The organism is Paenibacillus azoreducens, from assembly GCF_021654775.1.
GTDB classification, from domain to species: Bacteria; Bacillota; Bacilli; order Paenibacillales; family Paenibacillaceae; genus Paenibacillus_AQ; species Paenibacillus_AQ azoreducens.
The window spans coordinates 5,866,557-5,888,786 of the sequence record NZ_AP025343.1 but is presented as its reverse complement, the minus strand read 5'-3'; the positions used below and the strand labels follow the sequence as shown (position 1 = coordinate 5,888,786).

The 22,230-nt window shown below is 49.0% G+C and carries 22 protein-coding genes; 16 read left to right on the top strand and 6 right to left on the bottom strand.

Features of this window, described 5'->3' with window-relative positions; translation table 11 throughout:
• The first annotated feature begins 25 nt into the window (after positions 1 to 25).
• The 4 genes from L6442_RS26085 (at position 26) to L6442_RS26070 (ending at position 4,700) form a co-directional block, all read left to right on the top strand.
• Positions 26 to 322, top strand: coding sequence for a DUF6509 family protein (locus L6442_RS26085; RefSeq protein WP_212977101.1), 297 nt, complete (start codon positions 26 to 28; stop codon positions 320 to 322).
• Positions 319 to 846, top strand: coding sequence for a hypothetical protein (locus tag L6442_RS26080; protein WP_212977100.1), 528 nt, complete (start codon positions 319 to 321; stop codon positions 844 to 846). The genes L6442_RS26085 and L6442_RS26080 overlap by 4 nt, the downstream gene beginning before the upstream one ends.
• A 197-nt stretch (positions 847 to 1,043) precedes the next feature.
• On the top strand, positions 1,044 to 2,906 hold the full coding sequence (recQ, locus tag L6442_RS26075; RefSeq protein WP_212977099.1) for a DNA helicase RecQ: 1,863 nt from the start codon (positions 1,044 to 1,046) through the stop codon (positions 2,904 to 2,906).
• Positions 2,907 to 2,924: 18 nt separating this feature from the next.
• Positions 2,925 to 4,700 carry a B12-binding domain-containing radical SAM protein gene (locus tag L6442_RS26070; RefSeq protein ID WP_212977098.1) on the top strand — a complete coding sequence of 592 codons (1,776 nt, stop codon included), beginning with the start codon at positions 2,925 to 2,927 and terminating at the stop codon, positions 4,698 to 4,700.
• Between the two features lie 245 nt (positions 4,701 to 4,945).
• Here the strand turns inward: L6442_RS26070 and L6442_RS26065 are convergent, their stop codons facing one another.
• The 4 genes from L6442_RS26065 to mnmL form a co-directional block, all read right to left on the bottom strand.
• Complete coding sequence (locus tag L6442_RS26065; RefSeq protein WP_237100092.1) at positions 4,946 to 5,902, bottom strand: alpha/beta hydrolase; 957 nt, start codon at positions 5,900 to 5,902, stop codon at positions 4,946 to 4,948.
• Positions 5,903 to 6,250: 348 nt separating this feature from the next.
• Positions 6,251 to 7,222 carry a type I phosphomannose isomerase catalytic subunit gene (locus tag L6442_RS26060; RefSeq protein WP_212977097.1) on the bottom strand — a complete coding sequence of 324 codons (972 nt, stop codon included), beginning with the start codon at positions 7,220 to 7,222 and terminating at the stop codon, positions 6,251 to 6,253.
• A gap of 299 nt (positions 7,223 to 7,521) precedes the next feature.
• On the bottom strand, positions 7,522 to 8,106 hold the full coding sequence (gene mnmM / locus L6442_RS26055) for a tRNA 5-(aminomethyl)-2-thiouridylate-methyltransferase MnmM (RefSeq protein WP_212977096.1): 585 nt from the start codon (positions 8,104 to 8,106) through the stop codon (positions 7,522 to 7,524).
• 1 nt (position 8,107) lies between these two features.
• A complete protein-coding gene (gene mnmL / locus L6442_RS26050; RefSeq protein WP_212977095.1) occupies positions 8,108 to 9,061 on the bottom strand; it encodes a tRNA modification radical SAM protein MnmL/YtqA in 954 nt (317 codons plus the stop codon).
• Between the two features lie 311 nt (positions 9,062 to 9,372).
• Between mnmL and L6442_RS26045 the strand changes: the two genes are divergently transcribed.
• Positions 9,373 to 9,561 carry a hypothetical protein gene (locus L6442_RS26045; protein ID WP_194234260.1) on the top strand — a complete coding sequence of 63 codons (189 nt, stop codon included), beginning with the start codon at positions 9,373 to 9,375 and terminating at the stop codon, positions 9,559 to 9,561.
• Between the two features lie 218 nt (positions 9,562 to 9,779).
• Positions 9,780 to 10,529, top strand: a complete 750-nt coding sequence (gene trmB, locus L6442_RS26040) for a tRNA (guanosine(46)-N7)-methyltransferase TrmB (RefSeq protein ID WP_212977094.1) — start codon at positions 9,780 to 9,782, stop codon at positions 10,527 to 10,529.
• 89 nt (positions 10,530 to 10,618) lie between these two features.
• Here trmB and L6442_RS26035 read toward each other — a convergent pair whose 3' ends face one another.
• Together L6442_RS26035 and L6442_RS26030 are read right to left on the bottom strand one after the other, a co-directional pair.
• Positions 10,619 to 11,755: an MGDG synthase family glycosyltransferase gene (locus tag L6442_RS26035; RefSeq protein WP_212977093.1), complete on the bottom strand. Its 1,137-nt coding sequence runs from the start codon at positions 11,753 to 11,755 to the stop codon at positions 10,619 to 10,621.
• A gap of 50 nt (positions 11,756 to 11,805) precedes the next feature.
• The gene (locus L6442_RS26030) at positions 11,806 to 12,333 is read right to left on the bottom strand and encodes a phosphatase PAP2 family protein (protein WP_194234242.1); all 528 of its coding nucleotides are present in this window, start codon (positions 12,331 to 12,333) and stop codon (positions 11,806 to 11,808) included.
• Between the two features lie 789 nt (positions 12,334 to 13,122).
• On the opposite strand from L6442_RS26030, the gene L6442_RS26025 reads away from it, so the two are divergent.
• The 10 genes from L6442_RS26025 (at position 13,123) to L6442_RS25980 (ending at position 22,068) form a co-directional block, all read left to right on the top strand.
• Positions 13,123 to 14,361, top strand: a complete 1,239-nt coding sequence (locus L6442_RS26025; protein ID WP_194234243.1) for a glycosyltransferase family 2 protein — start codon at positions 13,123 to 13,125, stop codon at positions 14,359 to 14,361.
• 271 nt (positions 14,362 to 14,632) lie between these two features.
• A complete protein-coding gene (infC, locus tag L6442_RS26020; protein WP_194234244.1) occupies positions 14,633 to 15,130 on the top strand; it encodes a translation initiation factor IF-3 in 498 nt (165 codons plus the stop codon).
• Between the two features lie 17 nt (positions 15,131 to 15,147).
• Positions 15,148 to 15,348: a 50S ribosomal protein L35 gene (gene rpmI, locus L6442_RS26015; protein WP_076173245.1), complete on the top strand. Its 201-nt coding sequence runs from the start codon at positions 15,148 to 15,150 to the stop codon at positions 15,346 to 15,348.
• A gap of 30 nt (positions 15,349 to 15,378) precedes the next feature.
• Positions 15,379 to 15,738, top strand: a complete 360-nt coding sequence (gene rplT / locus L6442_RS26010; RefSeq protein ID WP_212977092.1) for a 50S ribosomal protein L20 — start codon at positions 15,379 to 15,381, stop codon at positions 15,736 to 15,738.
• Positions 15,739 to 15,987: 249 nt separating this feature from the next.
• Complete coding sequence (locus tag L6442_RS26005; RefSeq protein ID WP_212977091.1) at positions 15,988 to 16,188, top strand: hypothetical protein; 201 nt, start codon at positions 15,988 to 15,990, stop codon at positions 16,186 to 16,188.
• A gap of 49 nt (positions 16,189 to 16,237) precedes the next feature.
• Positions 16,238 to 16,684, top strand: coding sequence for a DUF5643 domain-containing protein (locus L6442_RS26000; protein WP_212977090.1), 447 nt, complete (start codon positions 16,238 to 16,240; stop codon positions 16,682 to 16,684).
• Positions 16,685 to 17,313: 629 nt separating this feature from the next.
• Positions 17,314 to 18,348 carry a BMP family ABC transporter substrate-binding protein gene (locus L6442_RS25995; RefSeq protein WP_212977089.1) on the top strand — a complete coding sequence of 345 codons (1,035 nt, stop codon included), beginning with the start codon at positions 17,314 to 17,316 and terminating at the stop codon, positions 18,346 to 18,348.
• 142 nt (positions 18,349 to 18,490) lie between these two features.
• The gene (locus L6442_RS25990; RefSeq protein WP_212977088.1) at positions 18,491 to 20,026 is read left to right on the top strand and encodes an ABC transporter ATP-binding protein; all 1,536 of its coding nucleotides are present in this window, start codon (positions 18,491 to 18,493) and stop codon (positions 20,024 to 20,026) included.
• The gene (locus tag L6442_RS25985) at positions 20,026 to 21,105 is read left to right on the top strand and encodes an ABC transporter permease (RefSeq protein ID WP_212977087.1); all 1,080 of its coding nucleotides are present in this window, start codon (positions 20,026 to 20,028) and stop codon (positions 21,103 to 21,105) included. The genes L6442_RS25990 and L6442_RS25985 overlap by 1 nt, the downstream gene beginning before the upstream one ends.
• Positions 21,106 to 22,068, top strand: coding sequence for an ABC transporter permease (locus L6442_RS25980; RefSeq protein ID WP_212977086.1), 963 nt, complete (start codon positions 21,106 to 21,108; stop codon positions 22,066 to 22,068).
• Positions 22,069 to 22,230 lie beyond the last annotated feature (162 nt).

Here is a 22,230-nt window from a genome sequence, read left to right as displayed (position 1 = left end):
TAGAGTTTTGGGGAAGGGTGACAGCATGGTGACGATTACGGAATTTCAGGTGGAACAGGTAAAAGACCCGTTTCGGATTTTGGCGGGCAAACGTTATGAATATAAATTGGATCTCGACGTGCCGGAGGATGACGAGCTATACTCCGAGAACGGAATATACGTCCGGGCGATTTATAGCGAACAGGAAGAGGGTGGCGGCCTCGTAAAATACGATGTATACGAAAAATCGACGGACCGTTACCTTGTTTTTGAGCTTGAAGACGATGAGGTGCAGATGATTGAGAAGTTCTGCCGTGAGCATTTGGAAGAGGCGGAGGAATGAAGCATACCGCCGGGTTTTTGCCTTATGGCTATGAGCCGCCGGAGCAACAGAACAAAGGAACGTTGATCTATTACGACATCTTTGAGGAGATAACCGATCAGGAGCTGGATAAAGCGGAGCAAACAGCTGCAGAACGCCATTTCTCGCGATTCGTCCTGTATCCGCTGCATGAGGAGACGGCCAGACGGATGGTAAAGCAGCCGGTCAGCGCTTATCATCAGCGGCAGCGGAAGCTGGAAGAATGGATAAAGGAGCGGGAGACGTTTGCGGAGATTGAAAGATTCGAAGCCAAGCGGAAAAAATATACGCCAGTGGATACGGCTTTGCGTCATTTGACCGAGAAGTACCCTGCACCGCATTTTCTTTACCTGACTGCGGAGATGGCGAATTTATTGGCGTCGTATTCATTCTTTCCCGAGTGGATCGTGAAACTCCGGCTCATTGTGGCGGATAAACCGGAAATACTGCATCCGCTGCTCGAGAAATACCAGAGCCGATGGGATGCACCTGAAGATCCGGAATAAAAAGGAGAACTCAAGGAACATCAAGCCGACAGTTATTCTGTCGGCTTATTACCGTATGTCCAAGTGCTCCAAAACATGCGCCTTCCGGTTGCTCATTCACGTAAAGCCCGTTAAACTTAATAGTAGTGTTTATGAATGGTTATATGGCTCAAGCTTTTGTCATTTTCCAATAGATTTTGTTAGGAGTTTATGGATCCATGAGTGTAGAAACGATGACGTTGGAACGGGCGCAGCAATTGCTGCAAACTTATTATGGTTATCCGGATTTCCGGGATGGCCAGAAAAAAATCGTTCTCAGTCTGCTCGAAGGAAACGACACGCTGGGGATTATGCCGACTGGCGGCGGCAAGTCGATCTGCTATCAGATTCCGGCGCTGATGCTGCCGGGACTAACGCTGGTTGTTTCACCTTTGATCTCACTGATGAAGGATCAGGTAGATGCGTTGACCGCCATGGGCATCCAGGCTGCGTATATTAACAGCACGCTGAGCGGCAAAGAGGTGAATGAACGGATTCGCGCCGCGAGACGCGGGGAGCTGAAACTGCTTTATGTGGCCCCTGAGCGGCTGGAAGTGGATTGGTTCCGGGATGAAATGGGCAATTTGTCCATCTCCTGCGTTGCCGTTGACGAAGCGCACTGCGTATCCCAGTGGGGACATGATTTTCGGACGAGCTATCTGGCGGTCGCCCCGTTCGTGCAAAGCCTTCCGCAGCGCCCGATTGTCGCCGCTTTTACGGCGACCGCGACGCCGGAAGTCACGGAGGATATGGTGCGGCTTCTGCGTCTTGAGGAGCCTGAAGTATTCGTCACGGGGCTGAGCCGCGATAATTTGGCGATGTCGGTACTGCGCGGGGAGAATAAACGTGAATTTGTTCTGAAATATGCCGCAGCTCATTCGCATCAGCCGGGCATAATCTATGCCGCGACCCGCAAGGATGTGGACGATTTGTATGAGCGTTTGCGCAGCGCAGGCATTGCCTCAGGCAGATATCATGCGGGCATGACCGATGAGGAGCGGGCTGCCAGCCAGGAAGCGTTCCTGTATGACGACATCCGGGTGATGGTGGCGACCAACGCCTTCGGGATGGGAATCGACAAATCCAACGTGCGCTACGTCATCCATTTTAATATGCCGAAGAACATGGAGGCCTATATCCAGGAAGCCGGACGCGCGGGACGCGACGGCGAACCGAGCCAATGCATTCTGCTGTTCAGCGCGCAGGACATTATGACGCAGAAGTTTCTGATCGAGCAGAATCCGCAGGATGGGGACCGGAAAGCTAATGATTACCGCAAGCTTCAGCAGATGGTTGATTACTGCTATACGACACGCTGCCTGCGCAGCGCCATGCTGGACTATTTTGGCGAGGAGCATGAAGATAAATCATGCGGCATTTGCAGCTCCTGCACGGATGAACGCGAGCTGACGGATATGACGATCGATGCGCAAAAAATATTTTCCTGCATTCATCGCATGCGCGAGCGTTTTGGCATCTCGATGGTTGCTTCGGTGCTTAAAGGTTCACGGAATAAAAAGGTGCTTCAATACCGCTTCGACGGGCTGTCGACCTATGGGACCATGGCGGACCGGACGGAAAAAGAAATCTCGGAGATCATCAACGTGATGGTTTCTGAAGGGTACCTGATGCTGTCCGAGGGGCAATACCCGGTGCTGAAGCTGCAGCCGCTTGCGGCCGAAGTGCTGAAGGGACAGCGCAGGGTGATGCAGCGCATGCCGGCCAAAAGCGCGGAAGAAACGATTGGAGCACGAAGCAGAAGCGGGCGCAAGCATGACTATTCGCAGTCAGCCGTCAATGAAACCATATTCGAGCAGCTGCGCCTGATCCGGCGCGAACTTGCGGGACGGGAGCATGTGCCTTCCTATATTATTTTCAACGATGCGACGCTGCGGGAGATGAGCGTGGTATGCCCGCAGACCGAAGATGACATGCTGAAAGTAAAAGGCGTCGGCGAAGTGAAATTCCGCAAATACGGAAGGCCCTTCCTTGATTTTTTCCGGGAGCAGGGCGATGACCGCTATGACGACGATTATGAATAACAGAAGGAATGTGAACCCATGAAAGTCATTTTATCGACCTTAAACGCCAAATTCATTCATACCTCGCTGGCGATTCGCCTGCTGAAGGCTTATAGCGGGCATGAGTTTGATATTGAGCTGGCGGAGTATACCATCAAGGATCCGGTCATGAATATCGTCTCGGATCTGTTTGAGCGGCGCCCGGACGTCATCGGTTTTTCTTGTTATATTTGGAACATCGAAGAAACGCTTAAGGTCATCAACATTGTCAAAAAGGTTATGCCGGAGGTCCAAATCATTCTCGGTGGTCCGGAAGTTTCCTATGATACTGGATATTGGATGGAACGCGCGCAGGACGTCGATTTTATCGTGATGGGGGATGGCGAAGAGACGCTGCATCATCTGTTGCAGGTGATCGAAGGCGACCGGAAGTTTCATTTTGTATACGGCATCGCCTACCGGAAGGGAGAAGAGGTTATTATCAATCCGCCCCGGCCGAAAAGCGATCTGAATTCCCTGCCGTCCCCGCATCGTTTTCCGGAGGACATTCCGAATCTCGGCAAGCGCATCGTCTATTTCGAAACAAGCCGCGGATGTCCGTTTCAATGCCAATTTTGCCTTTCAAGCATCGAAAATGGCGTACGCTATTACGATATTGAGCGGGTCAAAGCGGATATCATGTATTTGATTGACAACGGTGCGAAAGTGATCAAGTTTTTGGACCGTACCTTCAACATCAATCACAGCTATGCGATGGAGATGTTCAAGTTCCTGATCGAAAATAACCGCGGTTGTATCTTCCAGTTTGAAATCACTGCGGATATCATGCGGCCCGAGGTGCTGCAATTTTTGGCCGACAATGCGCCGGCAGGCATTTTCCGCTTTGAAATCGGGGTACAGTCAACCAATGACCCGACCAATGTGCTGGTGAAGCGCAGGCAAAATTTCGAGAAGCTGTCGCGGACGGTCAGCATCATCAAGAACAGCGGCCGAATCGCGCAGCATCTGGACCTGATCGCAGGCCTGCCGGAGGAAGATTACGATACGTTCCGCAAAACGTTTAATGACGTATTCGCGCTCAGACCGGAGGAGCTGCAGCTTGGATTTCTGAAGATGCTGCGCGGGACCGGCCTCAGACGGGATGCGGAAAAATACGAATACACCTTTATGGATCATGCGCCATATGAGATTTTGGGAAGCCATAAGCTTTCCTTTGCCGATATCGTACGGCTGAAAAGGCTGGAGGATGTGCTGGAGAAATACTGGAATGCGCACCGCATGGACTATACTTTGAATTATTTGATGAAACATGAATTTGATTCGCCGTTTGATTTCTTCCAGGAGTTCGGCGATTACTGGGAAGGGCAGGGCTGGCAAAAAATCGGCCACCAGCTGGAGGATTTGTTCTCCCGCCTGTCCGCGTTTTTAACGCAGCGGGGCTTGAAACGGAAGGCTGTCGTCCTGGGGCTGATGAAGCTGGACTACTTCCTGAACCACAAATACAAGCCGCGCAAAATTTGGTGGGAGTCTCCGATCACCAAAGACGAATGGAGCTTGGCTTTGCATTCGGTCATCGAGCGGCCGGAGGCTGTATCCGGCGGTTTTGCGGAACTGAAGCTCGGCGAGCGCGAACTGCATAAGCATGCAATGCTCGAAGTTCTTCCGTTTTCGCTGCAGGACGTGCTGGAAGGCGGCACTGGCGAAGCGGGTGAAACGGAAGGGGAGCGGACGCTGCTTATGGTGCTGTATCAGCAGGATAACAGCGATCAGCCGTCTTTTTATACGATGCAGCTCCCCGCAGCCAATCCGGTATAAAGGGCTCCGCATAACATCACACGAAAAAACGCTCTGGACCCGTAGAGATCATTCTCTATGGAGCCAAGAGCGTTTTTTTGTAATAGCGGAAAGTTTAAAATCCTTTAAAGAACTAAAGCGCCCAGGGGTCCCCGCAAAGTAATCAGAATAAGCTTCGAAGGCCACATGTCACTCAGTACTTTTGCTCCGCAAAAGCGCCTCTCTTTGAGAGGCGTCGGACTTCTTTCCGATACTCTTTGCGGGGCTTACATGGATGATGATTTCTTGGATGTCAGCGCCTGAACATGGCTTTCCAGCCATGCAAGCGCATCAGCCGTAACTTCGTCACGGTTCATCTCATTTAGCATTTCATGGCGTCCATCGGGATACAGCCGGCATTCCACATCCGGGATGCCTAGTCCGCGATAGATGGAGGCAAGACGCTCGACGCCTTTGCCGTTTAGACCGACAGGGTCCTTGTCGCCGCTAAAGAGATAAATCGGCTTGTTGCGCGGAATGCCGTCGTACCCGGCAGGCCGCTGAATTTCCTGAAGATGGCCGAGGAAATCCCGGAAAAAGCTTGCGGTACATATAGCACCGCAGAAAGGATCTTCAATGTAGCGGTCGACTTCATCCGGGTCACGGGACAACCAGTCAAAATCGGTGCGGGCCGGTGAAAACGCACGATTGAAGCCGCCGAAGACGATCGCGTTCATCATCAGGCTGCGATGGGAAGCCCCCTGCAGTTTGCTTTGGATCGAAGCCAACATTTTGCCTGGCTGCAGCATGCTGCGCGGCCCGTTGGTGCCGGAGAGAATAAAACCTTCATACCCTTCCGAATGCGCTTGGATTACCTTTTGCACCAAAAACGATCCCATGCTGTGTCCCATCAGGAACAACGGGACAGCAGGATGGTTTCCTCTAATGATCCCGCCCAGCCTCAGGATATCTTGAACCATGAGCGGGAATCCGTTTTCCCCCACATCGCCTAGCCGCTCAACGGACCCGGCGGTTAAGCCATGCCCCCGCTGATCATGCGCGTATACCGCATAACCTGCCGCGGTCAGGGCGGATGCGAAGCGGGCGTAACGTTCGGCCGTTTCGCACATGCCATGTACGATCTGCAGCACGCCCTTGATGTCGGCTTCCTGATCCGGAAGCCACTGATACACATGCGCTTTTGTTCCATGCGGGTCAGTCATCGTAAAGGTTTGCTCGAGCAAGACCATCACTCCTCATCATCCATTAGGAACCTACTAGAGGTTGTTCAAAAAGTTCACTTTTGATAAGAAAACCTAATCGAGGCAACTCAAGGTTGAGCGACCGCGATAAATTAGGTAGGTTTTCTTGCGATATAGAATTTCATCAGCTTTGCTGATAACTTATAAATTCTATATCTAACACGAAGCGAATCAGGAAGCGGGCTTTCGCATCGAATCTTGAATTCAGCCGGGCCTTCCGGTGCTCACGTACCCCAATGTACGCTCCGCTCCTCAGTCCCTAGCTTCATCCAATCTTCTCGGTGCTGAAAACCGACCTTTTTGAACACGTACTATTAGATTCTATGCGGTTTACTCCGGCAAATAAGAACGGAGCACCGTCGCTTGTCCTTCCAAAGCATACGAGCCGAGGTTTGCAGGAAGGAGGAAGCATTGCCCCGCCTTGTATTCCAGCGAGCCGTTATTCCAGGCCAGCTTGCCGCTGCCTTCGCAAATTACCAGGATGGTAAAGCTTTCCGGCGTGGTCGAGAGGTTCCAAGATCCGTCCACAATCCCTTTTTCAACAATGAAATAAGGGGATTTGGCAAGCTGAAGCCATTCGCCTGCGGATAGGCCATCCGTTTTCATCGTAGTGGCGCCGGAGTCTTCAAAATTAGTTACATTCAAGGAATCTTCGATATGAAGCTCGCGTGGTTTGCCGTCGAGGCCCGGACGATTGTAATCGTAAATGCGGTAAGTCGTATCCGAATTTTGCTGGATTTCCGCAACCACTACACCTGCACAGAGGGCATGAACCGTACCGGCAGGAATATAGAACGTATCTCCCGCTTCAACGGGAACTTCGCGCAGCGTATCCATCACGCTTCCGCTTTCCAATGCAGCTTTCATGCTATCGCGGGTTACTCCGTCTTTCAGGCCGTAGATGATTTTGGCACCCGGTTTGGCGTCAAGCACATACCACATTTCGGTTTTGCCAAGTTCGCCTTTAGGAAGGCCTTCATAATCATCGGTTGGATGCACCTGTACGGACAGATTGTCATTGCAATCGAGAAGTTTGATCAGCAGCGGGAAACGGCCGTTTTTCTCGGAAAAACCTTTGCTGCCGAACCACTCTTTGCCGAGTTCCTCACGAATTTGGTCAAGGCCTTTTCCGGCCAGTTCGCCGTTAACGACGGTGGTTGTTCCGTTTGGATGATCGGCGATCATCCAGCCTTCCCCGATATGTCCTTCCGGCGGAGTGAGACCGAATTGTTCCAGGGCGCGACCGCCCCATACGCGCTCCTTGAACTCAGGTTGAAATAATAATGGATACGGTTGTGTCATAGCTGCATCTTCCTTTCATAGTCGGGTAATCTGATGAATGAATCAAACCGCTTGTAGAGGTTGTTCAAAAAGTCCGCTTTTGATCACGAAGTGAACCAGGAAGCGGAAACGACATCGAATCTTGAATTCAGCCGGGGCTTCCGGTGCTCACGTACCTAAACGTACGCTCCGCTCCTCACCCCCTATCTTCATTCAACCTTCTCGGTGCTGAAAACCGACCTTTTTGAACAGGCAATTCTACAGTATTTTACAAAATACATATTTATGTTTAGGCGGCATAATGAAAATGCCACCGCGGTTTAGCGCTTTTTTTCAAGGGCGATGACGTAAGGGGCGTCGCTGCGCTGCAGCTGCCTGTACATCACCGTCTGGCAGACCTCCTGCGGCAGGGCCGAAGCCCATGCGGTGACAGCCTCTGCTTCGGCTTCCCCGCCGGTATGGCCAGGATAAAGGACTACCGTAATAATCCCTTTCGGCCTCAACAGCGATAAAGCCGCATCCAGCGCCTGCAGCGTGCTGCCCGTCTCGGTTATGATGTGCTTGTCGGACTCCTGCGCAGGCAGGTAGCCCAGATTAAACATGATGGCGCCAACTCCGCCTTGAACATCGGGCGGGAGTTTTTCTTGCATCAGGGCATGGCTTGCCGGAATCAGGGTAATGGAAGCCAATTTTTCCTCAGCCTCCCGCGATATCCGCTCTTTGGCGAGTTCAAGCGCCTGCTGCTGGATGTCAAAGCCATAGACATGTCCCTTAGGCCCGGCGGATTTGGCGAGGAATACCGTATCGGCTCCCGTACCGACGGTGGCGTCGATGGCGATATCGCCTGGCTGCAACCGGTCGCCGACCTGCTTATGCGCAAAGCTGAGCACGGATAGGAATCCCATATTAAGCATTCCTCCAATATTTGCCCTGCCATGTATTCCGCGCTTTAAGCTGGGCGTCAATGGTGTTGAGCACTTCCCATTTTTTTAAACTCCACGTTGGACCGATAAGGAGCTTGCGCGGCGCATCGCCCGTCAACCGATGAACGATCATTTCGGGCGGCAGAATCTCGAGTGTATCGACAATCAGTTTGATGTATTCATCCTGTTCCAGAAAGCGGAGCAGACCTGCTTCATACTGGCGCACCATCGGCGTGCCTCTCATCAGATGCAGCAGATGAATTTTGATTCCCTGCACATCCATCTTCGATACGGCGCGCCCCGTTTCCATCATCATTTCATGGGTTTCCTGCGGAAGACCGTATATGATATGAGCGCACACCCGGATGTTATGCTTGCGCAGCTTCGCAACGGCATCGACGAAGCACTGTGTGTCATGGGCGCGGTTAATGAGCTCCGAGGTAGAGTCATGCACCGTTTGCAGGCCCATTTCCACCCACAGGTAAGTACGCTTGTTCAGCTCGGCCAAATATTCGATGACGTCATCCGGCAGGCAGTCGGGACGCGTAGCGATGGACAAGCCGATGACGCCGGGCTGCTGAAGAATGACTTCATAATATTCGCGCAGCGTCTCCACCGGCGCATAAGTATTGGTATAGGCCTGGAAATAGCCGATATATTTAGCATTCGGCCATTTTAGATGCTGCTTGTCCCGGATTTCATCGAATTGAGTAATCAGGTCGTCGCGGCGTTTGCCCGCGAAATCGCCCGATCCGCGCGCGCTGCAGAACGTGCAGCCGCCTCTGGCGATCGTACCGTCGCGGTTCGGGCAGGTGAAGCCTGCATCGAGCATGACTTTAAACACTTTTTCGTTAAACTCACTGCGCATTTCGTAATTCCAGGTATGAAATCTTTTATCTCCCCACAAGAGCGGAGAGTCAAGAGTTGGTGAATTCATTAGAGGTGCTCCTTTTTTGCGTCGGCCGATAGTGACACTCGGCTATGAGTCATCGAATTTGCGCAAAATTTCTGTTAGAACTTCGAGCGCTAACGCACTTGCTCTATTGTAGCAAAAAAAATTGGCGAAGGGTATGAGCAGGTCAAGCGATGGTCATTTTAACCGAAATTCGGGCATATGTTTTATTGTAGAAACTTACATGAAGTGTTATATTTAAGGTGACGTCACAGCTGCCATCATTCAGTAATGACATGACGGAAATTGATAAAAGCATGACGCCCTTGGCTACCATAATCCGTGAGGTGATAATGATGAATTCGTTGATCGCAGAAGCTTCAGGAAAGGGTAAAATCGCTGTAGAACTGACTCCGGAGGAGGCGCTTGCTTTAACAGGCGTTAAATTTAACGGGAATCCGGAGGTGCAGGCGGAGGCAAGACGAAAAATTCGCAAAGCCTTCGAAAAGACATTTGATTTTCAGTATGAAGATAGTTTAAACTAACAACAAAGAATTCGTTGGACCCCAATTCCAAATAGATTTTGGAAAAGGAATTCTGTGCCCCCAGCACTAACCGCGGGGAGGCCGGAATTCTTTTTCTTTTTTCAAGGGCAGGCCTTTACATTTGTCCATATCTTCGGCACAATATCTCAGTAGCTGTCAGCAGCAGGTTACAAATGCCGATTTATTCAGACAGTTCAGTATGAAAGCGGAGGTATAACATGCGTTTACGCGGCAGAAAAGGAATCCGGGAGAATCTGGAGGAGCAAAAAGGTTTCGTTATTCTTGATCCCCGGTCGTATAAAGGGAAATGGCATACGCTATTTGGTAATGATCATCCGATCCATGTGGAGCTGGGCATGGGGAAGGGGCAGTTCATCAGCCGGATGAGCTTCCGGAATCCGGATATTAATTTTATTGGCATCGATATGTATGACGAGTTGATCCGCCGGGCGAGCGAAAAGGCGCGTTTGGCCTGGTCCGAGCGTAATGTCGAAGTGCCTCCGAATTTGCGGTTGGCTTTGGCGAACGTGGAGTATTTGGAGGAGGTTTTTGACGAAGGGGAACTTGAGCGGATTTTCCTGAATTTCAGCGATCCTTGGCCTAAAGCCAGACATGCGCGCCGGCGTTTGACTCATCCCCGTTTTTTGGATAAATACCGCCGTCTGCTAAATAGCAATGGAGAAATCCATCTCAAGACCGATTCGCAGACCTTATTCGAATTTTCGCTGAATGCCTTTGCGGATTTCGGCCTGCAAATGAAAAATATTTCGCTGAATCTCCATCGCGAAGGTCCGAATGAACAGCATGTCATGACTGAATATGAAACGAAGTTCCATGGACAGGGTGTCCATATCCACCGCTGTGAGGCCATTGTCGGCATCGATGCGCTCAAACGTTATCAAGAGCATCGTCTCGACAATTACCGGATGGAGGACAATCCGCGGGATAAAGACTCGGAGCAGCAATAAAATTTGGGGCAATAATAGCGTTTCCGTTTCGTTAACAGCCGTCAGCTCTCATATAGAGCAGCCGGTGCTCATATCCAAAAAAGTGCCTTCTACGATGAAGGCACTTTTTTGGATTCAAGCATATCGATAATGCTCTGCGCGCTTTCCAGCGGTCGGTAGCGGTCGATGCACGGGAGCTGCTCCTCCCGGCGCCGGCGGATGCCATCCAGGTCGCTGATGAGCTTGTTCATCCATTTGACGATCACTTCCAGCGAAATGATGGGTTCACCCAACCCTTGCACGGTAAAATATTGGCAATTTTCTTCTTCCTGCCCAGGCAGGGGGTGGTGAAAAAGCATCGGAATTCCTTTCGCCAGCCCTTCGGTGCAGGTCATCCCGCCCGGCTTGGTCACGAGCAAATCCGACACTTCCATCAGCTTGTCCACCTCTAGCGTAAAACCGATGAGCCTGATATTAGCATGATTATAACGCGGATCCTGTTGGAGCTTCTTCAGCTCTTTTTCATTATTGCCAAGGCAAAACAGGATTTGAACATCGTCTTTCCAGCGGATCAAAAAATCGTTGATGACCTCATCGTTCATAATGCCCCAGCCGCCGCCCATCACCATGACGGTAGGCATATCCTTCAAATTGAACTTGGCGCGGATTTCATCCTTTACGGGATGCTCCCAGAAGTTCGGGTGAACCGGAATGCCGGTTACCTTGATTCTTGAAGGCGGCACGCCTTGTTGAATCATCTTGTTTCGCACCTCTTGCGTAGATACAAGGTAGCGGTCAACTTCAGGACTGATCCAGGTCCCATGCGCATCATAGTCGGTAATGACAGTGCATAGCAGGATATCTTCACCAAGCCGTTTTAGACGGGATATAACGGCGCTCGGGATCGGATGCGTACATACGACAATATCCGGGTCAAGCTGATTGACGACGTTTTTCGTATGGGTGTAAAAAATGCGGTGCAGCGCGAGCGTCGTAAAACGGTTCAGAGATTTATGATATTGATGGCGGTACATCATCCCAATCAGCTTAGGTTGGGAGAGCACGGTTTTCTTATAGGCCGTAATGATTAAAGGAGCAACCTTGGGATTCAAAAAACTTCCAAGTTCAAGGACTTTCGTCTGAACATTCGGCGAAAGTTTGCGCAGACTGCTTGAGAGTGCATACGCAGCCCGAGTATGTCCAGCGCCGAAGCCTTCAGATAATAACAATACTCTTTTTTTTACCACTCTCAATCACCTGTTTCTGCGTGGTTTTCCTTATATCCACCATATCGGCTTTAAGGCCACAATGCAACCGTAGCGGCAGCCACCGACGTCCCTATGACGGCTCCGGCGAGCACATCGGAAGGATAATGAAGGCCTAGATAGATCCGGGACATGCCAACGATAAGCGCAAGCGGCAGAAATAAACATATCCATTCCGGATGTCCCAATATGAGCGGGATCGCGAGCGAAAAGGCTGCCGTCGTATGCCCCGAGGGAAAAGAGTGATCCTTGAGCGGGTTGCGGAAGGTCCGTGTTCCCGGCAGTGCCAGATAGGGCCGAAGTCTCGGATAGAGCTTTTTGGCGGCCGCAACCGGAATGTGGCTGACAGCCAGGGTTACAGCGGCCTGTGCGCCAGACTTGCTCCAGGAGGGCGATCCGAAGTACCAGATCAATACGCTTGCGGCAATCGTAAATGTGGCTCCGCCCAAATGCGTAAGATAAAAGAGCCAGAAATTAAGAAAACGGTTATGAAGACGTCCGTTAATAAATTGAAAGCATTTTCTGTCGATTCGTACGAATTCCGTGAACAAACGTCTCATTCAAAATTTCCCCCGCTTAACGCCTTGAACAGGCTATTTATGCTTGCGGCCGCTCTTGTGGCTTCCACTTTAAGAGATTGTTCAGAAAGTCCGCTTTTGATCGCGATCTTTTTGAACACGCGCTTTTAAGTTAATCATATTTTTTATTCCGGTCTTTTTCAAGGCGAAAGTCCTCCCGTTACGAATGAAAAGAGGCGGTTTTGACTTCACTTTACAGAACCTTTACAATGATTCAAACAGCAATTATCCGTTTAAGAGTTCAGAAAGAACTGAATTTTTCGCGGCGGGATGATCCGATTTTGCGGAAATGAAACAGGTTAAGAACCTAAACTGATTTATATTGAAATATGCCGGGAATGCACTCCTTGGGACAGAAATGTAATTTTTACTTTAAACTTTTTATGGACTTGTCTCGTTTATAAATATGGAATACGGTAAATGATGTGGTAATGATGTAAATGGATCATTAAAAAAAGGGGGGATTTGAGAAATAAAAAACCGGTAAACAGATGAAAATAAGAACTAACGGTCATGAAAATAAGCTTGAAGTGCTTCAGGCGGTCAGGATCGCGCTTCTCTTGCGCTTTTCAGGAACATGAGAGGTTATTGAGCTTTTGACAAAAAGCTGAAAAGCGTGGAAAATCGATATGTCGTTCGAAGACACATAAAAAATGAAAAATTCGAAGGCAAAAGGTCTTAAGGGTCATAAAAAAAGAACCGTAAAAATGTACCGTAATCACAGAGAGAAATAACGATTATGAGGGGTAAAAAAGGGGGGTTCCGAGAAACATGATAGACGCCTTATTTATCGCGCTGCAGGTTCTTCTGGCCGCGGTTGGTGTATACCAGTTTGTATTCTCGATTTTGGGTCTGTATAGGAAAAAGAAAAAACAGCATTATCCTGCAACAAAATCCTTTGCGGTACTCGTGGCCGCCCATAATGAAGAGCAAGTCGTAGGCGCGCTGATGGAAAACCTGAAGCAGCTCGACTACCCGAAGGAACTGTATGACGTTTTTGTTATTTGCGACAACTGCACGGACAATACGGCGAAGATCGTCCGGGAGCATGGCATGACTGCCTGCGTCCGCACGAACAATAATCTTCGCGGCAAAGGATACGCAATCGAATGGATGCTCAAGGAGCTTTGGGCCATGCCGCGTCAGTATGACGCCGTCGTGATGTTTGACGCCGACAATCTGGCCGACGTGAACTTCCTGAAGGAAATGAACGACGATCTGTGCTCGGGGGCGCGGGTTATCCAAGGTTATATCGATACCAAGAATCCGGAGGATTCCTGGATCACGGCCGCATACGGGATTTCGTATTGGTACATCAACCGTCTGTGGCAGCTTTCCCGCCATAACATGAATATGGCCAATTTTCTCGGCGGAACGGGGATGTGCTTTGAAACCAATCTGCTGAAGGAAATAGGTTGGGGGGCAACAAGCCTGGTCGAGGACCTTGAGTTTACGATGCGCAGCGTCAAGCGCGGCGTATATCCGAAATTCAACTATGACGCCAAAGTGTTCGACGAGAAGCCGCTGACGTTCAAAGCTTCGGCAAGACAACGTCTGCGCTGGATGCAGGGGCACTTTACGGTAGCGCGCCGCTACTTCTTCCCGCTGCTTTGGCAGAGCATCAAGGAACGCAACCTGGTCAAACTGGACCTTGCCTTGTATGGAGCCAACGTATACATCGTGCTTCTGACGTTCCTGATGACGGCCGTGATGTGGGTCGACAGCACGTTCTTCGACGGTCCGCATATCGCGAACCTGTACGGCTATCTGCCGTTATGGCTCAGCTTTACCGCCATCGCCGCCAATGTGTTTACGTTCTTGGCAGCGATGTTCCTGGAGAAGGTTACTTACAAAAAAGTGTATCTGTACCTGATCCTTTTCCCTATTTATCTGATTTCATGGTATCCGATTACGTTTTATGCGTTTTTCACGCAGAACAACAAACAATGGAGCCATACCAAACATACGCGGGTGGTCCGTCTGGAAGAAGTACAGAGCAAACAGGGATAAACTTTGGATTGAATGTTGACAAGAGTATCGGATACGTGGTAAATTACTCTAGTACGTAAAAAACAAAATGGATTTTCAAGCAGAAGCACCAGCTTCTCACCTGATTGACGCAAGTTGGCAGGTTCATGATCCGATGATTTATGAATGCGAAACTTCATGAAGAATTGATCATAGGGATGCTGGTGAGTTGCGCCGGTATCCCTTTAATTTTGCTTTTTCTTGAGAATCACCCATATGAACATGGAGGTGGACGGTTATCAGTAAGGATCATATGATTAATGACGAAATTCGGGCGAAGGAAGTTCGTTTGGTCGGTGCGGAAGGCGAACAGATCGGTATCAAACCGATTCGGGAAGCACTTCAAATGGCGATGGACCTGAATCTTGACTTGGTGAATGTGGCGCCTCAGGCGAAACCACCTGTATGCCGCATCATGGACTACGGCAAATTCCGTTACGAGCAGCAAAAGAAAGAAAAAGAAGCCCGGAAGAATCAGAAAATCGTTGATATCAAAGAAGTATGGTTCCGAGCTAACATTGAGGAGCATGATTTCCAAACCAAGCTTCGCAATGTCGTCAAATTTTTGAAAGACGGCGACAAAGTGAAATGCTCCGTCCGTTTCCGCGGACGCGAGATCACTCACGCCAACATTGGTCAGAAGATTTTGGAACGCGTCAAAACGGAAGTTGCTGAAATTTCCGTCGTTGAACGCCAGCCGAAATTGGAAGGCCGCAGTATGATTATGATTCTGGCTCCAAAAGCCCAATAGTCTGAGGAGGAAGTACAATGCCTAAAATGAAAACACACAGCAGCCTGAAAGGCCGTTTCAAAGTAACTGGTTCCGGTAAAGTAACTCGTTACAAAGCTTACAGAAACCACCTGCTTTCCCACAAATCCAAACGCGCTAAACGCGTGCTTGCAGGTAACCCAGAAATGGCTCCGGGTGATGTAAGACGTTTGAAACAAGGCTTGGCTAACTTGAAATAGTAACTACACATTTTTGGGAGGTTTATTATTATGGCAAGAGTAAAGGGCGGATTCGTCGTTCGTCGTAGACATAAAAAAGTATTGAAACTTGCAAAAGGTTATTTCGGTTCCAAACACCGCATTTTTAAAACAGCTAACGAACAAGTGATGAAGTCTTTGGTATATGCATACCGCGACCGTCGCGCTACAAAACGCAACATGCGCAGACTGTGGATCGTTCGTATCAATGCGGCTGCACGCATGAACGGATTGTCCTACAACAAACTGATGCATGGTTTGAAACTGGCTGGAGTGGACATCAACCGCAAAATGCTGGCTGATCTCGCAGTCAACGACATCAATGCATTCAACTCCATCGCGAGCGTTGCCAAAGAAAAAATCAATGCTTAATTTTTTGGATGTGTAATCATCCGAGATTGATTTTCTTAACGCCTTTAATGTGGAAAGAAATTTCCCGTTAAAGGCGTTTTGTTTTTATTTGGGGACAAGACGGGAAAATGATAATAGATGAAAAGTTTTCGGGGAAGGCGCTCCTGAGCATGTTGGCGATTTTCATGTCACAAAACAAACCGTTTGAGATTGTTACATAAATGAAGATGCGGACAAGCAAAAAAGGAGAACAAGGAGTGAAAAGTACAAATGAACAAGCAATCTTTTTGGAAAAAAACGCTAGCAGTTACGGCAATGGCGGCGGTATTGGGAACGGGGATGGCCTTTGGGGGCGCTGCGGATCCGGCAGCGGCAGCGTCCGGCAGCAGCGTACTTAAAGAGTGGGGGAGTGCTGCGGTAAAGAAAGCGAGCGACCAGGGATTAACGCACCGGACAGTACATCTTTCCTGAACAGTTTGAATTAACGTTCGAGGCGAAGGTAGGAAAGTCCAAAGAACCTTTGACGGTAAATATACCGGTAAAAAATATCGCAAAACGCCAAGTAAATATGCAGCCGAACGCGAAGAAAACCGAGCAAAAATTCAGCTATGAGATTAAAAGCCTGCGAATGAGCGATGTCAGCACATTGTTGGAAATACACAGCAAAGGCCAGATTCCCCGCACTCCGCAGCAGTCCGCCAATAAAATTGCCACGCAGATGTTTTACGACATTGTGGATGACAAAGGAAAATTGATTGAATCGGAAATCGCAATTTATAGCAAAGTAAATCCGGAATATAAGGAATTAAAGTTATATAGTCCGGTTGACTCAACCGCAAAGTTTATTACCATTAAACCTTTTACCTGTTTCGTGAATAAAAACGGGAAGGCCGTTGAGGACAAAAATGGAAATTTAGTGAAGGACTATCATAAAGCGCTGGAGATGAAAATTCAGATCGCAAAATAAACCAAAGAAAAGAAAGCCTTGAAGGATTCGACTCCTTTGAGGCTTTTTTTAACAGTATAGAATTTATAAGTTTTTTTGGGGGTCCCCGCAAAGTATTTGGAATAAGCATCGAAGCATAGGCTCCACTTTGTGGGGTTATTTTAACATATCAGACTTCCGGGGTCCCCCGCAAAGTAATCGGAATGAGCTTCAAAGGCTACACGTCGCTCAGTACTTTTGCTTCGCAAAAGCGCCCCTCTGTGAGAGGCGCCCTTACTTCTTTCCGATACTCTTTGTGGGGTTATTTTACATATGAGATAGAGAAAGATAGGCTCAAGAATCGGCAATCCCGATCTTGCAGGAAAAGATTAGACGATATTATGAGATGAGCGAAATCATGAGAATTCAAGACAATCATTGAGATTGAGGGAGAATTTCTTCGTTAAATAATAGGACGTCAAAAAAAATGTCGAAGTAGGCATCTATTGTGAAAATATTACTGGATTTTAGCCCTAGTAAAATGTATAATCTGATTTGTAGAAAACCCTTACACAAGAGGGAGCCTGTTTATTATTAATTGACCATGGATCAATTGTAGGAGGCGACGTCTTATGAAAAGGGTATATTCCATTTTAGGGGGATAATTTTAAATGAAAAAAATGTTCAAGTTGTCGCTGATCATGCTGCTCGCATTTTCAGTCGTATTGGCAGGTTGCGGCAAAAAGAAAGAAGAGACAAACGCATCCGGCGGCGAATCCTCGGGAACTGCTAAATCAGGCGTGAAAATTGGCTTGGTTACTGACGTGGGCGGGGTTAATGATAAATCTTTTAACCAATCCGCATGGGAAGCACTGGAAGCTTTGAAGAAGGATAAAGGGATTGATGCCCAATATCTGCAAAGTAAATCCAAAGAGGAATATGTTACCAACTTGAACAAATACGTAAAAGGCAAATACGACCTTACTTGGGGGATCGGTTTTGATCTGGGCGAAGATATGAAGACTGTCGCAGACCAAAACCCGGATGCGCATCTGGCGATCATCGACGCTACTGTGGACGCTCCTAACGTTCGTTCCGTAACGTTTGCAGAACATGAAGGTTCGTTCCTGGTTGGTGTAGTGGCAGGCATGATGACGAAAAGCAGCAAAGTCGGCTTCGTAGGCGGATCCGAAATTCCGGTTATCAAACGTTTTGAAGCAGGCTTCAAAGCTGGCGTTAAGGCTGCAAATCCGAATGCTGAGATCAAAATCAACTATACAGGCGCATTTGACAAGCCCGATCAGGGCAAGGCAGCTGCAGCTACCATGTACAATGACGGCGTAGATATCATTTTCCATGCTTCCGGCGCAACTGGCACAGGCGTGTTTAACGAAGCGATCGCCCGCAACAAAGCAGGCGGTAGCAAAGTTTGGGTTATCGGCGTAGACAAAGACCAATCCTTGGAATTTGGCGATGACGTAACTTTGACTTCGATGGTTAAAGGCGTAACGACAGCCGTGGACAAAGTGACCAGAGAAGTGATCGACGGTAACTTTAAAGGCGGATCCGAGACGCTTGGTCTGAAGGACAATGCCGTAGGTCTGCCTGAGACTTCCAGTAAAAACGTTCCAGCAGACGTGCTGAAAAAAGTTGATGAATTCAAGAAAAAAATCATCGACGGCGAAATTAAAGTTCCAGAGGAATAATAATACCTGGTCTGATCATCTGAGAATGATTTAAATACGGGGATTTTGCGAGAAATCCCGAGTGGGCAAGGCTGGTTGGTAAAACTGGCCTTGTCTTACTTTCTAGCCTGAAGCTTAAAATTAATGATATAAGGGTGATCTCATGGATGCAGCGACCCCAGTCGTTGAGTTGAAGCAAATAACCAAGCGCTTTCCCGGCATTGTTGCCAACGACTCCATCAGCTTGAAGCTGCACAAGGGCGAAATTCATGCGCTTCTTGGCGAAAACGGTGCAGGTAAATCCACCTTGATGAATATCGTTTTTGGGTTGTACCAGCCTGACGAAGGGAGTATCGAGATCAACGGCAAACCTGTGATCATCGATAGCCCCAATAAAGCCATTGATCTTGGGATCGGGATGGTCCATCAGCATTTCAAACTGGTGCAGCCGTTTACCGTAACTGAAAATATCGTGCTCGGCATGGAGCCGAAAACAATGGGAATCCAGCTTGATTACAAGACTTCCGTCGCCAAAATCAAGAAGCTTTCCGACCAATACGGTCTTAAGGTAAATCCGAATGCCAAAATTCAGGATATTTCCGTCGGCATGCAGCAGCGTGTCGAAATATTAAAGACGCTTTACCGTGGTGCGGACATTCTTATTTTTGACGAACCTACGGCCGTTTTGACACCTCAAGAGATCAGCGATCTGATGGGGATCATGAGACGCCTCGTAGAAGAGGGCAAGTCGATTATTCTCATTACGCATAAGCTCAAAGAGATCATGCAGATTTCCGATACGGTTACGATCATCCGACGCGGCAAGGTCATTGATACCTTGAAAACGTCGGAGACCAATCCAAATGAGCTCGCGGAAAAAATGGTCGGACGAAATGTGTCCTTTAAAGTGGACAAGCAGCCGGCTTCGCCGCAGCAAACCGTGCTTGAAGTGAAAAACCTGACGATGAAAAACAAGGATGGTATTGGCGTACTCAATGGTTTGAATTTGAATGTGCGTGCAGGAGAAATTCTGGGGATTGCCGGCGTCGACGGCAACGGCCAAAGCGAGCTGATTGAGGCTCTGACGGGATTGGCACATGTCGATAGCGGCATAATTGAGCTGAACGGCAAAGATATCACCAACAAGAGCCCGCGCCAGATTACGGAAAGCGGCGTGTCCCATATTCCGGAAGACCGGCACAAGCATGGACTTGTCCTTGATTTCTCCATGAGTGAAAATATGGTGCTGGAGACGTATTATCAAGCGCCATACAATAAATCGGGTTTCTTGAACAAAAAAGCAATCGATACGCAGGCAAAACGTTTGATCGAGGAGTTTGATGTCAGAACGCCAAGTATAGAGACAAAAGCGCGCTCTTTATCCGGCGGGAATCAGCAAAAAGCGATTATAGCCCGGGAAATAGACAAAAATCCGGATCTGCTCATTGCAGCCCAGCCGACCCGGGGCCTCGACGTCGGCGCCATTGAATTCGTGCAAAAGCAGCTGGTGGCGCAGCGTGATCAAGGCAAGGCCGTCTTGCTGATATCTTTTGAATTGGATGAAATCTTAAACGTTTCCGACCGGATTGCGGTTATTTATGAAGGGCAGATCGTGGGCGTGGTTCTGCCTGAAGAAACCAATGACCAGGAGCTTGGCCTGATGATGGCCGGCAGCAAGGTTGCGGGAGGGAAAGCATAATGAGCAAATTATTCAAGATTTTTTCTGTCGACAACCTCCTGGTACCGCTCGTAGCTATCATTCTTGGACTTATTGTCGGTGCCGTTATTATGCTAATTGGCGGTTATGATCCGCTGCTGGCCTACGGATCATTATTTTCTACCGTATTCGGCAACGTATATGATTTTGGGGAAACCATTCGTGAAATTACGCCGCTCATCATGACAGGTCTTGCGGTGGCGTTTGCTTTCCGCGCCGGTCTCTTTAACATCGGTGCCGAAGGACAATATATCGTCGGTATGACGGCAGCTTCCGTTGTCGGGATCAAAATCACGGGACTTCCGATTGTGGTTCATGCTCTCGTTGCAATTCTTGCAGGTGGTCTAGCTGGCGGAATCTGGGCTGGGATCACCGGTTACCTGAAGGCAAAACGAGGCGTGAACGAAGTTATCATTTCGATCATGCTGAACTGGACAGGTTTATATTTAAGTAACTATATTGTGCGCAATTTCCTGCTGATAAAAGGGCAGCAGAGATCCGAGGACATCAAGGATACTGCTTCTATCTCGATCGGCTGGCTTTCCTCCACTTTTGACAATGCGCGTATGCATTGGGGGACGGTTATTGCGATTTTGGCTGCTGTTTTTTTCTTTATCTATATGTGGAAGAGCAAGCAGGGGTATGAGCTTAGAGCCGTAGGCCATAATGGAGATGCAGCCCGCTATGCCGGAATGAACGTGAAGAAAAATATCGTAAAAGCGATGTTTATCAGCGGCGTGTTTGCCGGTTTGGGCGGGGCTTTCCAGGTGCTGGGCGTATTCCATTATCAAGCGATTTTTACCGGTTCTCCGGGTGTCGGTTTTGACGGAATTGCGGTGGCGCTGATTGGCATGAACCATCCGTTTGGCATTTTGCTGTCCGCTTCTTTGTTTGGCATGCTCACTTACGGTTCATCCGCGATGAGCTTCGGCGCAGATGTGCCGCCGGAAATCATCCGGATCGTCATCGGTTCGATCATATTCTTTATTGCTGCACAAGGCATTGTACGCTGGGTTATCAAACCCTTCTACCTTAAGCGTAAGAAAGAGAAGGTGTTGTAAATGGATTGGATGACAACAATCGGCCAGCTGATTAATACGACGCTTGTTTTTTCTACGGCGCTTATTTTTGCTGCTCTGGGCGGCATCTTCTCTGAACGGTCCGGCGTAGTTAATATCGGGATTGAAGGTTTGATGACCTTCGGCGCGTTTGCCGCGGGCGTGGCTTCCTTTTATGCCGAAGACGCGGGAATGGGGGCAGCTTCTCCGTATATCGGCATACTGGCGGCTTTGGTGATGGGGATTATCGCTTCCCTAATTCATGCCGTCGCGTCGATTACGTTTAAGGCAGATCAGGTCATCAGCGGTGTCGTGATCAACTTTTTGGCGGCAGGCAGTACGCTTTACATGGTTAAACTGCTGTTTGACGGCGCAGGCGAAACGACCCTGCTCAAAGAAGGTTTGACCAAATGGCCTGTACCCCTGCTGTCAGAAATACCGATTATCGGCGAGGGGCTTTTCAACAACTATCCTACGACCTATTTGGCAATTATTTTAGTTTTGGTCGCTTTTTATGTGCTATATAAAACATCGTTTGGTCTCCGTCTTCGCGCTGTAGGCGAACATCCGAGCGCTGCGGACACAGTTGGGGTCAAAGTGCTGCGTATGCGTTACGTCGGCGTTATTCTGAGCGGCGCGTTGGCTGCTCTGGGTGGCGCCACGGTTACGCTCACGACGACCAACACGTTTTCGCATAATACGATCTCAGGCCAGGGTTTTATCGCGATCGCCGCGATGATTTTCGGTAAATGGAATCCGCTTGGCGCCTTCGGAGCTGCTGTGTTTTTTGGTTTCTCGCAGGCAATAGGTAACTATTTCCAATTATTCGCATGGTCCAAGGATATTCCGCAGGAATTTATTTACATGCTTCCGTATGTGCTTACGGTGATCGTGCTCGTGGCAGCGGTGGGCAAGTCTTCTGCTCCGGCCGCACTCGGGGACCCGTACGATCCGGGCAAGCGTTAATAACAATCGGTTTACATCAAAAGAGGCTGCATCCGTTTCCAGGATGCAGCCTCTTTGCGATTATAGAATTTATAAGGGTCCTTCGCATAGTATTTGGAATAAGCATCGAGGCATAAGCCCACTCAGTACTTTTGCTCCGCAAAAGCGCCCCTCTTTGAGAGG